Source organism: Leptospira borgpetersenii serovar Javanica, from assembly GCF_003046425.1.
Lineage (GTDB): Bacteria > Spirochaetota > Leptospiria > Leptospirales > Leptospiraceae > Leptospira > Leptospira borgpetersenii.
Genome location: NZ_QAJG01000005.1, coordinates 40,001 through 52,500 on the forward strand (window position 1 = coordinate 40,001; position 12,500 = coordinate 52,500).

The following is a 12,500-nucleotide window of genomic DNA, read 5'->3' on the forward strand; positions in this document are numbered from 1 at the left end:
CTGATCATCTCGGGACTCATTTCTTTTTCCACGTCCGTATTATTCGCACAAAATAAAATTTCGGAAGCAACCAAGACGGAAATACCTGCATCCACTCCGACAATTCAAGAAACAAAAACCGAAACACCCGTTCAAACAACGGATAAAAGTTGGGGATTTGTGGATCTTTTTCTTCTAGGCGGTTGGACTATGTACCCGTTAGCGTTTTCTTCGATTGTCGCTTTGGGAATCATCTTTGAACGAATTTATTTCTTAGCAACGGCAAAACTTCTTCCGAAAGGTTATAATATCGATTTGGGAGAAACCATGGACGCGAAAGGTTTAGATGCAGTCCAAGGTTTTTTTGACGAAAGAAAAGACTACAAAATCACTCAAATTCTTTCGGGCGGAATCGACGTATCTTCCGGAGACGCTGAAATTTTCGCAAAAGGTGTGGAAAGAGAAGCCGCGGAAATAATTACGGTTTTGGAAAGAGGACTCGTAATTCTTGCTGCGGTTTCCACGATTGCCCCTTTAATCGGATTTTTAGGAACGGTTTCCGGTATGATCAACGCGTTCGACGCAATCGCCAACGCAGACCAAGTAAACGCAAAAGTGGTTGCCGGCGGAATCAAGGAAGCATTGATTACGACGGCGGCAGGCTTAATCGTAGCAATTCCAGCAATGACGTTCCATCAATACCTAACCTCCAGAATCGACGGTTTTACTTCCGAAATTGAAGAAGCAGCCAACAGGATTTATAAGGAATTCTTAAAAAGGAATTCTCAAAAGGTTTAAACCTTTTATCAACCACTTATGATCCGAATCAAAAAGAAACGCAATTTAGAAGAAATATCGGCATCTTCGATGTCGGATATCGCATTTCTCTTACTGGTGTTTTTTATGGTAACAGCGGTATTCTTCGTAAAAGAAGGATTGAACGTTCAGCTTCCCAGAAAAAATTCCAATCCGACTTTAGTCCTTCGAGAAAACATCTACGAGATTCTGATCGTAGGGGATTTAGTTAAGATGAAGAATAAATCGATCGGAACGAAAGAATATCGAAACCTAACGGATTTCAGAGAAGAGCTCAATCTGATGGAAATTCCTGACATAGGAAACAAAGTCGCATTAATCAAAACTACGGGTGAAACAAAATACGGTAATATGCTGGATGCATTATCCGTCGTGCAAATCCGAGGATTTAAACAAATCTCGGTAAAAAGGCTGAAATAAATATGAGTTTAAAGAAGAAAAAAAATCCTCCTTCGATTCCGGTCAGTTCGATGGCGGATATCGCCTTTTTACTTTTGGTTTTTTTCATGGTTACTTCCGTTTTAGACACGGATCCGGACCTACCAATCGTCCTACCGGACGTTCCGGGTGGAGAACAGTTAAACAAAAAAATCGCAAATTTATATCTCAGCGCAGATAGAGACAAAGCGGTCTACTTCAATCAGGTTAGAATGCCTCTGAACGAAGCGATCAATCACGTAAGAGCAAAACTAACAACGACTCCCGATCTTAAGGTTTTGATTCACGCCGATAAGAATTTATCTTACGCCGAACTGGACAACACCTTCGAACTCTTAAAGGAAATCGGAGCATTGAAAGTTTCTCTCGTCACAAAGACAACACAAGGCGGGGGCTTTGATTGATGGAAAGATTCAAAATCGCCGCTCTTAAAAAAGGAAAATTCCGGAAGTGGATCGACCGATATCGGGTGGAGTTCTTCCTATCCGTTTCCTTTCTCCTTCAAATGTTCGTCCTATTTTTTTGGTATACACCTTCCATCGAGTTCAATCGATTGGATCGGCTCATAGACGAGGTAGCGTTCGTTGACAATTTAATTATACAAGAACCGAACGTCGGAGAAGCGGCAGACGACGGAGAATTCGAAGTAACCGATACGATTAAAAAGAAAGAAGATCCTAGAATCGCGGGAGCACAAGACGCGATCATTTCGGGAGCGACAACTCCCGTGGATCTGACACCGAATGTGGTTCCCGACTACCCCTCGGAAGCCAGATCCGCCGGTATCGCTGGAACTTCCACTCTTGAGTTAATCATTGCCGATAATGGACAAGTACTAAGAGTTCGGTCCGTCGGAAAAACCCTCGGGTTCGGCCTAGAAGAAGCGGCAATAGACGCCTTCTATAAGAAAAGATATTCCCCTTCCGTTCTTGACGGAAAACCGATCACGGTAAAAGTTCTCATTCCGGTTCGCTTTAGCCTTTATTAATATATTCAAGTTTAAATCAACGTGAATTCTATATAAGAAAGTCTGGGCGAATATCAGCCTTTGTAAACACATTGTATTTTTTGAATATTATTTTACAAACCGGTATTCGCGCGCGTTTTGACGCGTATTTTAAGGGTTGTTTTTCATCCATTCCGCCAGTATCCTACGTTTACGGGAATGAAGCGAATGATCGGAGGAATCATATTTCAAAACGGCGTTAGGATCTATTCCGAACAATCGTTTGACCGGCTCTAAGTTCGCTTTGGCTCCGTGTTTCAATAATAATTGCAACGAATTTACGGACGTATCCCTATCGTCCTTTAAACAAAAAATCAAAAAAGACTCTTCTTCAATCCCTTCGATCCGGCGACCGTTAATAACCCATACATTTTCTTTAAATTCATAGATCCGATTCGGATCCAGTCCCGCTTGTAGTAGTCTTTCCAGTATCTTAGGGGACCGAAGAACGGTAAGGAGCACATCCCGATGGGATGTAAAAGATACACTGAGATCAGAAATATATCTCGCGATAAATTCTATGGAATCGGGATTATCGCTATCTATCGCTTTTTTAAATAAATTTCCAATAGAGGCTTTTGTTTCTTTCGGAAACTTCTGAAACGCTTTTTCCAAAGCGGGACGATAATAAGAGACTACTCCGGATAAAATCGCTTCTGTCCAAATCGGATCCAAATTTTTTTTTAAATGAGGAAAATCTTTGCGAATCATTCCATCGAATTCCAATAAAATTTGAATTTGATATTTCCAAAATTCTTGATCCGTTTTCGGAAGCCCTAAGTCTGAACGGGCCTTGAAAGATTCGGAAGAAAATTTAGACCTTAGATTATCATAAATTAGTCGTCCATCGCGGGAGTAGCGCTTTTCCGAATCCGAATAGAACGTGGCAAACTCTTTGAATAAAATCTCAGCGTCTTTTTCATCTGAAAATTCATGCAAAATATTCCTTAAAAAATCCGGATTACGGACAAGAACTCCTTGATAAAAATGATTTTTCCATACGATTTCAAAATATTCTTCCCATAAAGTTTCCTCATACGTAGCTTTATCTCTGAATTGTTCATAGATTATACCTACAATTTCAACGTGCTGTTTCAATTGCAGCTCCGGATCCATTTGGCCGTTAGACGAAATTGACATCAAATACTCTAAATCCTTATTGAGAGTAATTCCTTCCTTCTGTAAATTCCGAATGTTTCTCTCCAGATATGAAATAGACCTTAACAATCCAGTTCTATATCCACCACTCCTGTCTTTCAAAGCCAAACTTAAAATGTCGCGCGAAGAATTCTTTGCTATAAAAGTATAAAGTCGTTTTTTCCATTTTCTATAATACCATTCTTCAGAACCAGGCGCGCCGGACTCTATATATAAATAATAGGGAAAAGTTAACGGCAAAAGGATGGTATCGAACACAAGAGTAAAAGGAAGGTCGATAAAAATAAGCACGTCCCAAAAACCTTTTGAAAACGGCTTAGGGGGATGTGTCTCCCAGATAAAACGTTCAAGAGCAAGCGCTGTTCCGGAATACGGATAAATTTTTTCTTTCCCCTGAAAAGTATATACAATAGCAGCCGTAGTATTACAGCTCAACTGTAATAGGATTAAAACCGACACAAAGATTTTAAAAAACATAAAAGAACCCGGAATTGTATTTTTCGTAATATTTGGACAATAGGATTTTTTAGGGACTTCGCTTATTTTACGGGAAGTCAAAAAACGACTTCTCAAATTTCAAAAGAGTTTTTTCGAATCGAATTTCATATCAATCAGATTCAAAATCCCGCGAATCGGAATGAAGGTTCGACAACGGACCTTTTTGTTCTTCATCTTTCTTAAATTCCGTAGAAAGTAAAAACGTTTTCTCTTTCGTCAATCTAAAATTCAGATCGAAGACTTGGGTTTGAACAAAACCGACACGATTCGGACTTAAAATCCTGAACGCTTACATCGAAATGAAACCGAACGATTTAATCTTGCGCGATTTTAATTTAGATAAAAACTGTTCTCTATGGACTGGAATGAAATTCAAACCTGGATCTCCAAAGATTTCATCTTAGAATTAGGAAGAGCAGTCGGGATTTTTCTTTTCGTATTATTATTCGGTTATATATTCGGGGATAGAATCGTTCCAAAACTCTCCGAACTTTTCTTTCAAAATAAACTTCAACATTCGCATCCCCTCTATAAAGCGGGCAGAAGAAGCGTCCGTTTATTATTTTTTCTATTCGGAACCTTTTTGTTTTTAAAGTTTCTAAAACTCCCCTCAGGTTCCGAAGAATTCGTATTTTTAAGTTACCGAATTCTTTCAATCATCCTTTTGACTTTTTCTTTCGTTCATCTGTTTTCAACGGGGCTCAAAGCCTATTCCGAAAAAACGGAAGGACTCATTTCTTCCGCTTCGATTATCAACAACGTAATTCGGATCGTTTTATTTGCCGTAGGAGTTTTATTGATACTTCAATCTCTTGGTATCCCGATCGCGCCGATCCTGGGAGCACTCGGAGTCGGAGGACTTGCGGTTGCTCTCGGTTTACAACCGACCTTTTCAAATTTATTTTCGGGCTTAAACATTTTATTCGGAAAACAACTTAAGAAAGGGGATTATGTACGCTTGCAGGGAGAAGGAATGGAAGGTCATGTACAGGATATTACCTGGAGAAGTACAAAAATCCGCAGATTCAATAACAGTACGATCGTAGTTCCAAACTCTGTCATGGCCTCTTCCGTGTTCACGCACTTCGACCTACTCACCAAAGAACTTTCGATTCAGATCGAAGCCGGTGTCGCTTATCAAACAGACTTGGAAAAAGTGGAATCTATGGCTGTCGATATCGGAAATGAAGTCTTAAAAAAATTCTACGGGTCTTCTTCGACCAAAGAGGTTTCCTTCTCTTACCAAAAGTTCGACAAAAATTCGGTCAACTTCAAAATCGATCTCCCCTATCACGAGTTTACGGATCAATTTCCGATCCAACACGAATTCATTAAACTTCTGTATTCCCGTTTTCAAAAAGAAGGAATCGAACTTCGCCTTTAGAACAAAAGTAAAAATGAACTTCAAAAGAATATTCTACTATTGGAATGTTTTAAGTATCGACATCATCTGCGGCGCGATGGCTTCCGCTTGGTTCGCTTCTTCCACTTTAAATACGAATATGAGGACGGCGTTCTGGCTCTTGCTCCCGGCCGCGGTTTGGGTGATCTACAGCTCCGACCACCTGATCGACGGCTGGAAACTAAAAGAGAAAAGCGCGAACCAAAGGCATAAATTTCATTACAAAAATAGAATATCTTTGAGCGTTATCACCGGTTTTACGGCAATCCTTTGCCTTGTTTGCGGAATCCTATTCTTAAGAGAATGGGTGGTTGTAGTCGCCCTAATTATAGGAATTTTCGTAATTTTGCACGTTCTCTTTTCCTATCTTCAAATTTCCTTCTTCTGGAAAGAATGCTCCGTATCGATTCTTTACACAGCAGGAATTTGGTTCGGTCCAATCCTATCCACGACAAAAACCCGATCGGAAATTTGGCTTCCTTGCTGCTTATTTTTTTTAACCGCACTTTGCAATTCGTTCGTAAATTCTTATATGGAAAGAGAAGTCGATCGAAAAGAAAACGCTGAATCGATCCTGAAACAAATTTCACCCGGAAACTTAAGGAAATCCGTCTTCGTATTATCCTTCATCGGAATGGGATTGAATCTCTTTTGGATCGGAAAAAACCACGGATCGATTTTTCCCGAATTTTTTTATCTGAGTTCGGGTTATTGGATACCGGTAAATATTCTTATTTTCGAAAATTCTTTTCAAAAAAATCAGATTTACAGAATCCTAGGAGAAGGTTATTTTATCCTCGCTTGTTTACCCGTCATTTTTCGGAAGTTGTTTCTAATTTGACAGGAGAAGGAATTCTTAAAATCCAGCGAAGACTTTCGTAAAACCTCAAGAACTTCAAAATCGGATTCAACCAACCCGTCGTGATACAAAAATACGTATCGTAGGGAAAAGTATGGTGGATCTTATGATGTTCCGGACCAAGAATCAGTTTATATTTTTGTAAAGTTCGTATAAACACGAAAGGGGAATCTTGGTGCGCCCATTTATGAATCTGATTAGTCGCAAAAATTCCCAAAAGGAGAAAGAACCAAAACACGGCGAGTAAGAAACTTAACAAGCCGCTCGATTCCCAAAAGAAAACATAATATATTAAAATAGGCAAAGAAACCAAACAATTGTTTCCGTTGGTTTCTATAAAATCATGTCTCGTGATTCCCTTCGGATCAACGTGATGATCTCTAAAAGGAAAAATAAACGCAGGTCCGAAAATAGGAGTCTTTTCAGAACCTACACTATCTCCTAAAAAGTGGACCAATCCCGAAATAAAATCAGCCCCGAGCCAAGAAAACAAAACCACCAAAGGTACCAAATAAAAATGAGATACGAACACGTTCGAAAAGATTCCGACAAGTTGATAACCGAGATAAATCGAAAGAAGAACAAAAGCGATGACGCTCAATGTCTCGAAAATTCTATAAATTGTTAAATCCGGTTTTTGAAGTTGAGTTGATTCTGTTTGCATGCGACTGTCTAATGTATTCTTATTATAGATAAGAATTCAGGCGAGATTTTTTCCGAAAAGGAAGCCTTGATTTGAAAAAAAAATGAAACTTTATAGCAGCTCACACTTTCTCTTTTGTTTGAAATGAATCCTCTTTCTTTCGATACTCCCCGCGATCTTCTTCCGGCACTTTCCCCTATACAAAATCACCTTTTAGGGCCTTGCGAGGCAACTCATCGAAAGGTATCAGGAACATAAAAATTCGGATCGTTTGGGACATTTTTCTTCAGCTTTTGAGACTGGTTTTTAATACCCGATATCCAAACGGAATTTCCACTACAACCACTTTCACATTCATTATGATGCCGAACTCACGTTCCAATAAGCTTTTTAAAAATTTTTCATATGTGACTGATTTTCTTGATTCTAACCGGCAATTTTAAAATACTCAATTTTTCACAAATACGGTGAATGATATCCTTAAGGAAAACCCTTCATGGCAAAGAACTACGTACGATTTTGCAAAAAGAATTCGATCGAATGGGGAAAAATCGAAGATGATAAGATTTTTCCTTTAGATTGCGGAAATTTCACCACAAAAGATTTTTTGGAATCTATAAAGAAAAAAAGGAAAAACTCGAAACAAAAACCGATTTACGTCCAAGATGTTTTTATCCTATCCCCGATCACTGCACCTTGCCAAATTATTTGCCAAGGAGCCAATTACAGACAACATCAAATCGAATCAGGACTCGATCCCGACGATAAGACATACAACCTATTTTTTACAAAATCGGATGCCTCCCTTTCTCCCCCGGTGGGAAAGATCATTCGTCCTTCTCATGTAAAACTTTTAGATTATGAAATCGAACTTGGTCTCGTATTCGGCAAGGCTTTCGACTCGACTTTAAAACTCGATTCCAAACGAATCAAGGAATATGTAGCGGCCTTTTTTATGGCAAACGACGTGTCCGCAAGAGACATTCAACTTCCTCAGATGCAATGGTATAAAGGAAAATCGTATCGAACCTTTTGTCCGGCAGGTCCTTATCTTACGGTTTTAGATCCGGAAGATTTTAATTTGTTGGATTCCTTAGAGTTGACTCTTCTTGTAAACAACCAAATAAGACAAAAGGACACCGCCACTAATCTCGTTTTTAAGCCCGCAGAAAGTATCTTAGAACTATCACAATTTTGTAATATATCTCCGGGAGATGTATTATTAACGGGAACACCTTCCGGATGTGCGCTTCGTGCTCCAGGAAAATTCATTCAAAAAATCGCAAGTCTCTTACCTGAAAAGAAAAAATGGGAGCTTTTTGTCAAGAACCAAGAAAAACGGATTCAGTATTTACGTCCGGGAGACATCGTACGTTCCACAATTCGAACTCCTGATCTTAGAATCGATTTAGGAGAACAAATTTTGAACGTCGTGGAAGAGTAAATCCGGCCAACACTTTTAAGATATATTACTTCGATCGATATCCGCATAAAATTCTTGTTAAGCCGAACTCACGTTACTTTAAAACCGGCTTATCGAACGGCTTCTAAAAATATACTTTCTAAAAATTTTCTTTGAGTCCAGGGGATAAAATGACCTTCTGTCTCTAATACGATTGTAGTAAGTTGTGATTGCGGAACTTGAGTTTTAAAAAATTCTAAATTTTGAAAAGGTACCAAGGAATCTTTCTTTCCATGAACCAAGATCGTTCTGCAAGAAATATTTTTCCAGAATTTTTCCAAAACTTCCAGTTGGGATTTGAGAGGAAGCATTTCATCGTTGCTATTTTTGATCTCTATCGGCAATAAGATTCTAACCCAATTCCAGTCCGCAATTTTATTATACCAACGGATTTCCTCTTCCTTTGAACTCAAAGGCGCCGCAAGCAGAATAAGAACATGAACTTTGTATGTGGAAGTCATAACGATTCTTGCCGCGATCGGGCCTCCGTAAGAATGTCCTACGAGTAAAATTCTCGCTTCTTCGGATATCTGAATCGCATTTAAAAAATTACGGATCGCTTTTCCTAAGATATAAGCTTGTTTTTCAACGTCCGGAATCCCTTCTTTCGGTTCCGATTTTCCGAAGCCGGGTCGATCCAGAGCCAATATACAGTATTTTGCAGTTAAAACTTCGTTTCCTAAATACCAAGAGTAATTTTGCCATCCTCCAGGGGAACCGTGTATAAATATTAAAATATTATGATTATTCGATTTACAGCCTACGGCAACCCCGTAAATCCTCTTTCCTTCCGCATCTAAATAAAATTCCCGAAGTTTTGTTCCGGCCCCCTTGAGTCGAATTAGACTCTCTTCCGGCTCTTTTTTGAGATCTTCCGGTATAGAACAGGAAATTCCCGAAAGAAAAAGCCACATCGAAGTGAAAAAGAAAATGCCTGAAGTCAACGACATATAAGGGAATCCCAAAAATTCAAGGGGAAAATTCACCTTTTTGGACCTGAGTATAAAGTCCGAGAAAAGTTTGATTGGGTTTTAATTCGTCCTGAGGATCGTGTAACCCTTCCTTGATCTTTTTTACAAGATACATGTCGATTTCACCTTTGTTTTTCGCTTTAATTTTCCCCCTGTGTTCGCAAAGAAAAAAATCCTTAATCTTCTCGTAAGTTTCACTTGAGATATTCACTTCTCCGGGAATTCCGGAACTTTCCATACGACTTGCGGTATTGACCGAATCTCCCCATATATCGTAGGCGAACTTTTCGGTTCCAACCACACCGGCAACCACCGAGCCTGTATGTATCCCAAGTCTAAGCTCCCAATAGGGTTGATGATCGATTTCTCTTTCTCGTTTTTTGAGGCGCATGAATTTTTGGAATTCAAGCCCGCATAACACCGCGTCTATGGAATGGGTTTTATTTACAAGGGGAAGTCCGCCTGCGGCCATGTAGGCGTCTCCGATCGTTTTGATTTTTTCCATTCCGTGATTTTTAATGATGGAATCGAACTTCCGAAAAAAAAGATCGAGTTCGTTTAACAATTCCTCCGGCGACATCGTTTCTGCGATTTTCGTGAATCCAGCCATGTCCGTAAAAAGCACCGTAACACTCTCATAACGTATGGGAACCACGAAATCGTTCTTCTTTAATTCTTCCGCAACAGTTTCGGGAAGAATGCTAAGCAAAAGCGAATCCGATTTTTTTCTTTCTATGTTCAAATTTCTCGTCAGGATGAAAATCAAAAGTCCGGTTAAAATCTGAACGAATAAATAATTCCCGCCCGCGTCCAGGTAACGTTCAACATCATTCGGGTACATTTTAACGAGATCTCGATGGAAATATTCGATTCCATACAGAAACACACTCACGGCGGCATACACCAAATAGACGATCCAAACGTTATGATTTCTAAGTAAAATCGTAGCAATTACAAGAGCGGGAATGAAATAGTAATGATTACCTCCTACCGAACCTCCGTTAAAGAACCACATAGAAGAAAGATAAACGAGAATGATAAAATTAAAGGGCCAAAACAACGAATAGTAGATGCTCCTTATTCTCGAAAGAAAATACATTCCTATGAGAAGAATTCCTGAAATGAAATTTAGAAGAAAAATCACCATAAAGTTTTCCAAGTAAAAGGAAGAGAAGGCGCCGAAAATGTTCAAAGCCCCGTTTACGAACGCGACCGTATTGAAAAGTCTATGTTCGAGAGATTTTTTTTTAGGGTCTCCAAACATAAAATAAACGATCTTAAGAACTTTATCACCCATGATTCTCCCTCATTTACTCACGACTTGAAACGAAATCTTTTTGCCATCGTGCAATTTTCGCAAATTATACTTTCAATTTTTAAACAATTCAAAAACTTACTCGTCCAATTGTTCCAACAAACGACTCAAAACAAAAACCATCTTAATTTTCGAGTTTTGCCTTATGTTCTTTCGGAAGTATTTCGGAATACGATCACTGTGTCCCGAACATTTCCAAATCATCAGTTCGATTTAAAACCCACAATTATACAAACGGACATGACGAACTTTTTCAATCCGATAGATCGTTTATCTTTCGATTGCCTACGTAAAAACGAATTACGGTTTTTATAATTTCACTTAAGCTCGTTTTAGGAATTCCCCGTTCCCGATTTTCAGAGCCGATTCGAAAAAGCAAATTCCATTGTTTGAACAAAATCCTATACATTTCCCAAAGAGAAAAATCTGGATCATAAAGATTCGTGGATTCGGAGGTGACTCCGTTCAATTCCACAATTCCGAATTCTTTTCCCATTTTCAATTTTTCATCGGATCGATAACGAATATCGTATCTTCCGAAATAAAATCCGGAAAACGTTCTTGAAATTTGATCAATCTTTTGGGTGAGTTCTTCCGTGATTAAATAACTTCCGTCCGTAAAAAGAGTACCTTGACAATGATTCCCTGCTTCGGCCAACCTTCTTTTTTCTCCTTTGGGAAGGACGATCTCCCATTCTCTAATATGCCTTTTGCGAAAGACTTTCCACTGGTATTGAAATCTAGGATGTTCTAAAATCAATTTTCCCAAACTGTCCCTTCCGTTTCCCTCAAGAATCGGAAAAATTTTTCTTGTAATTGATAAAATCCTTCCTTTTTCCTCTTTCGGAAAACGATAATAGAAAATTCCGGCCTCCTGTGGACCGGGATGATACTCCTGTAAGATCAAGTCCACATGGTTTTTTTTGAGATACTCAAGGATCTCATCCTTGCTTTTTATAAGTTTAACCCCGGAACCTCTTTGGCCGGCATCCGGCTTAAGTATATAAGGAAATTCGAATTTTCTTTTAAACGTATTTCGATTTATGAATTCGAATTCCTTTAGTAGACCCGATTCGGTTCTGGGTACTTTTAAAAACTTCAATACATGTTCGGAATCTATACTTTTCAAAATTTGTTCCTTGGATTCGCCGATCAAACCTCCGAGAGGAATCCCCGGATTGGCCGCACAAATCGTTCCGAATCCCTTGTAACGAACCGTTAGATAAACGATATAAGGAACAATCGGAGCGTAAAAGAGCCAAGCTGGCCAAAATTCAGGTCGAATTAATTTTTTAATCCGTATTTTCCAGAAAGTAATTTTAAGTTTTGTCCAGAGACCCAAGACTTCCATTGAAAAGATTTAAAACCGGAGGATTCAAGGAGATCCTTTTGCACGAATTTTCCAAGGTGTATCCCTATGTTTCGGAGTTTTTAGTCTCTGTATCTTTGGTATTGAATTTTTTCTGAAATTGGAGAGTCGATAGAGCAACTCCAAATTCTTCCGGTAAAGACACATCTCGTAAGAAGTACTCCACATAAAGTTTGATAATCGCCATATGATGAATCGTATGATCCTGAACATATAAAAACTCTCGCTTAAGATTAGTTACGGTTTTTCCTTCTAGTCCCGTGTTCGGATCGATAAGATATGCAAGTTCTATGATTTTATTTTCGTCAATTTGCTCGAGCTTTCCTAATAGCTCGAAAATTTTATCTCTGGCGGCAAGAGGGGAAGTTTCATAAAGTGGATTTCGTTTTCTTCGATCGTAAAATACGTTCGAAATTTCAAGTCCGATGGTCAAATTTTCCAGAACCTCGATACAATGACGAACGTGTTTTCCAACACTTAAACCTGCCGATTGAGCAATACTTTTCGAATATTCCTCTTCTCTTACGATGGATAAAAAGTCGGCAAGTTGGTTGAACGTATATTGAATATTTTTGTATTGTAGA

At 38.9% G+C, this 12,500-nt stretch carries 13 protein-coding genes (2 of these 13 running past the window's edge); 7 read left to right on the plus strand and 6 right to left on the minus strand.

All coding sequences use genetic code 11. From position 1 onward, the window contains the following. The 4 genes in view from CLV95_RS05125 to CLV95_RS05140 are tightly spaced (at most 18 nt apart) and all read left to right on the plus strand, a layout consistent with a single transcriptional unit that may run on beyond the window. Window positions 1-777, plus strand: partial view of a MotA/TolQ/ExbB proton channel family protein gene (locus CLV95_RS05125; protein WP_002735995.1) — the 3' portion only. 48 nt of this gene lie to the left of the window's left edge; 777 of the gene's 825 nt are visible here — the last part of the coding sequence; the start codon falls outside the window, past its left edge; it ends in the stop codon at window positions 775-777. An 18-nt stretch (window positions 778-795) separates the two neighbouring features. Next, complete coding sequence (locus tag CLV95_RS05130; RefSeq protein ID WP_002736049.1) at window positions 796-1,215, plus strand: ExbD/TolR family protein; 420 nt, start codon at window positions 796-798, stop codon at window positions 1,213-1,215. A 2-nt stretch (window positions 1,216-1,217) separates the two neighbouring features. Next, window positions 1,218-1,637 carry an ExbD/TolR family protein gene (locus CLV95_RS05135; RefSeq protein ID WP_002735964.1) on the plus strand — a complete coding sequence of 140 codons (420 nt, stop codon included), beginning with the start codon at window positions 1,218-1,220 and terminating at the stop codon, window positions 1,635-1,637. Next, entirely contained in the window at window positions 1,637-2,221 is a 585-nt protein-coding gene (locus CLV95_RS05140; protein ID WP_002725097.1) for an energy transducer TonB, read from the plus strand. The genes CLV95_RS05135 and CLV95_RS05140 overlap by 1 nt, the downstream gene beginning before the upstream one ends. 129 nt (window positions 2,222-2,350) lie before the next feature. On the opposite strand, the gene CLV95_RS05145 is transcribed toward CLV95_RS05140, so the two are convergent. Continuing rightward, window positions 2,351-3,874 carry a YceK/YidQ family lipoprotein gene (locus CLV95_RS05145; RefSeq protein WP_080595530.1) on the minus strand — a complete coding sequence of 508 codons (1,524 nt, stop codon included), beginning with the start codon at window positions 3,872-3,874 and terminating at the stop codon, window positions 2,351-2,353. Window positions 3,875-4,250: 376 nt separating this feature from the next. Here CLV95_RS05145 and CLV95_RS05150 point away from each other — a divergent pair, with 376 nt between their 5' ends. After that, window positions 4,251-5,279, plus strand: a complete 1,029-nt coding sequence (locus tag CLV95_RS05150) for a mechanosensitive ion channel family protein (protein WP_002725037.1) — start codon at window positions 4,251-4,253, stop codon at window positions 5,277-5,279. A gap of 13 nt (window positions 5,280-5,292) precedes the next feature. Next, window positions 5,293-6,138: an LA_0991 family prenyltransferase-like protein gene (locus tag CLV95_RS05155; RefSeq protein WP_002725066.1), complete on the plus strand. Its 846-nt coding sequence runs from the start codon at window positions 5,293-5,295 to the stop codon at window positions 6,136-6,138. On the opposite strand, the gene CLV95_RS05160 is transcribed toward CLV95_RS05155, so the two are convergent. After that, window positions 6,110-6,820 carry a fatty acid desaturase CarF family protein gene (locus CLV95_RS05160; protein ID WP_002724980.1) on the minus strand — a complete coding sequence of 237 codons (711 nt, stop codon included), beginning with the start codon at window positions 6,818-6,820 and terminating at the stop codon, window positions 6,110-6,112. The two genes, CLV95_RS05155 and CLV95_RS05160, sit on opposite strands and share 29 nt — an antisense overlap. A 475-nt stretch (window positions 6,821-7,295) precedes the next feature. Here CLV95_RS05160 and CLV95_RS05165 point away from each other — a divergent pair, with 475 nt between their 5' ends. Further along, complete coding sequence (locus CLV95_RS05165) at window positions 7,296-8,243, plus strand: fumarylacetoacetate hydrolase family protein (RefSeq protein ID WP_002725124.1); 948 nt, start codon at window positions 7,296-7,298, stop codon at window positions 8,241-8,243. An 89-nt stretch (window positions 8,244-8,332) separates the two neighbouring features. Here CLV95_RS05165 and CLV95_RS05170 read toward each other — a convergent pair whose 3' ends face one another. The 4 genes from CLV95_RS05170 to CLV95_RS05185 all read right to left on the minus strand — a co-directional run. Beyond that, the gene (locus CLV95_RS05170) at window positions 8,333-9,211 is read right to left on the minus strand and encodes an alpha/beta fold hydrolase (protein ID WP_002725131.1); all 879 of its coding nucleotides are present in this window, start codon (window positions 9,209-9,211) and stop codon (window positions 8,333-8,335) included. A gap of 19 nt (window positions 9,212-9,230) precedes the next feature. After that, window positions 9,231-10,529: an adenylate/guanylate cyclase domain-containing protein gene (locus CLV95_RS05175; RefSeq protein ID WP_002735987.1), complete on the minus strand. Its 1,299-nt coding sequence runs from the start codon at window positions 10,527-10,529 to the stop codon at window positions 9,231-9,233. A gap of 271 nt (window positions 10,530-10,800) precedes the next feature. Further along, window positions 10,801-11,898, minus strand: coding sequence for an ATP-grasp domain-containing protein (locus CLV95_RS05180; protein ID WP_002736041.1), 1,098 nt, complete (start codon window positions 11,896-11,898; stop codon window positions 10,801-10,803). Window positions 11,899-11,962: 64 nt separating this feature from the next. Further along, window positions 11,963-12,500 carry the 3' portion of a hypothetical protein gene (locus CLV95_RS05185; protein ID WP_002735950.1) on the minus strand. It continues 8 nt past the right edge of the window, so the window shows 538 of its 546 coding nt (coding positions 9-546); the start codon falls outside the window, past its right edge; its stop codon occupies window positions 11,963-11,965.

Bases quoted from the DNA above. Each gene is read 5' to 3' on its own strand.
- CLV95_RS05130 (WP_002736049.1), top strand. From the start codon at position 796: ATGATCCGAATCAAAAAGAAACGCAATTTAGAAGAAATATCGGCATCT.
- CLV95_RS05135 (WP_002735964.1), top strand. From the start codon at position 1,218: ATGAGTTTAAAGAAGAAAAAAAATCCTCCTTCGATTCCGGTCAGTTCG.
- CLV95_RS05140 (WP_002725097.1), top strand. From the start codon at position 1,637: ATGGAAAGATTCAAAATCGCCGCTCTTAAAAAAGGAAAATTCCGGAAG.
- CLV95_RS05145 (WP_080595530.1), bottom strand. From the start codon at position 3,874: ATGTTTTTTAAAATCTTTGTGTCGGTTTTAATCCTATTACAGTTGAGC.
- CLV95_RS05150 (WP_002725037.1), top strand. From the start codon at position 4,251: ATGGACTGGAATGAAATTCAAACCTGGATCTCCAAAGATTTCATCTTA.
- CLV95_RS05155 (WP_002725066.1), top strand. From the start codon at position 5,293: ATGAACTTCAAAAGAATATTCTACTATTGGAATGTTTTAAGTATCGAC.
- CLV95_RS05160 (WP_002724980.1), bottom strand. From the start codon at position 6,820: ATGCAAACAGAATCAACTCAACTTCAAAAACCGGATTTAACAATTTAT.
- CLV95_RS05165 (WP_002725124.1), top strand. From the start codon at position 7,296: ATGGCAAAGAACTACGTACGATTTTGCAAAAAGAATTCGATCGAATGG.
- CLV95_RS05170 (WP_002725131.1), bottom strand. From the start codon at position 9,211: ATGTCGTTGACTTCAGGCATTTTCTTTTTCACTTCGATGTGGCTTTTT.
- CLV95_RS05175 (WP_002735987.1), bottom strand. From the start codon at position 10,529: ATGGGTGATAAAGTTCTTAAGATCGTTTATTTTATGTTTGGAGACCCT.
- CLV95_RS05180 (WP_002736041.1), bottom strand. From the start codon at position 11,898: ATGGAAGTCTTGGGTCTCTGGACAAAACTTAAAATTACTTTCTGGAAA.